The sequence below is a fragment of the Rhizobacter sp. P2_H2 genome, assembly GCF_056403375.1.
Genome location: NZ_JBFUFP010001404.1, coordinates 1 through 1,142, shown reverse-complemented (window position 1 = coordinate 1,142; position 1,142 = coordinate 1). Strand labels below are relative to the sequence as shown.

1 protein-coding gene and 1 pseudogene are annotated in these 1,142 nt (G+C 73.3%); both read right to left on the bottom strand.

The features are described 5' to 3' along the window. Positions 1 to 424, bottom strand: a pseudogene (locus tag AC1D15_RS33475) (nitronate monooxygenase); the annotation flags it as partial. 92 nt (positions 425 to 516) lie between these two features. After that, a partial coding sequence (locus AC1D15_RS33470) for an acyl-CoA dehydrogenase family protein (RefSeq protein ID WP_477829454.1) occupies positions 517 to 1,142 on the bottom strand: 626 nt, incomplete at its 5' end.

Genomic DNA, 1,142 nt, shown 5'->3' with positions numbered 1-1,142 from the left:
ATTCGAGCGCGCGCGTCACCGACGGCGCATAGTCGCTGACCGCGCGCATCACGTTGATCGCGAGCAACCCGCGCCCGCCGGAGAGTTCGCGCGCCGCGCGGATCTCGCGCTCGATCGCGACCAGGTTGGCCGCGTTGATCGCCAGCTTGGCCGCCTCGGTGGCCGCGGGGCCGGGCGGCAGGTCCGGCGTGAGCGCCATCAGGTCCGGGTGATGCCGCCGCAGGTCGACCGACGACAGCGTGCCCATCGCACCGAAGCCCGCCACCGTGCCCGCGAGCCGGTGCGCCGACACGCCGACGCCCATGCCGCCCTGCACGATCGGCAGCAGCGTGCGGCCGCCCAGCTGCAGCGGCGCGAGACCGCCGCGCACGGCCTCCTCCATCAAGGCGGCGGGCAGGGCAGGTCGATCGGTGGACTCGGTCATCGGGCAGGCGGGCATCGGGTGCCGCGGGAGGGTCTCGGTGGCGCGCACCATAGCAACGGTCCGTGCGGACCGCCTTGCGCCGGATCAAGCCGCTACAGCGCCTCGTCGCGGTAGGCCAGGTGCAGCGCGCCGTTGGACGCGTGGATGCGCTCGTTGCCGATCATCAGCGCCGCCGAATGCGCGTCGCGCAGGTGCCGCGCGATGCTGTACGGCGAATCGTTGCGGTAGCCGCTGGTGCCGGTGATGCGCAGCGCGTCGGTGCAGATCTCGGCCACCAGCTCCGAGGCCGCGAGCTTCAGGTGGTTCAGCTGGATCGCGCAGGCCACCGAGCCGAGCTCCTGCGCGCCGGCATCGGCTGTCGCGCACATCGCGTCGTAGCGGTGCGCCCAGTCGCGCACCTGCACGCGCATCAACTGCAGCTTGGCCGACACCGCGCTCAGCCGCGCTGCCGTCGGCGGCGTGCCGCCCAGGCGCCGCCCGGTGTCGCGCACGAAGGCGCGCGCCCGCGCCACCGCATCGGTCGCGATGCCCAGCCACGCCGAGCCCCACAGGATGTGCGCCCACGGCACCATGGTCTGCGCATTGATCTCGGCGAACGGCGCCGGCACGATCTGCGCCGCGTCGAACCGCGCGCTCACGGTATAGCCCGGGCTGCAGGTGCCGCGCATGCCCATCGCGTCCCAGGTGCCCAGCCGCTCCATCCCGCACTGTCTCTTGT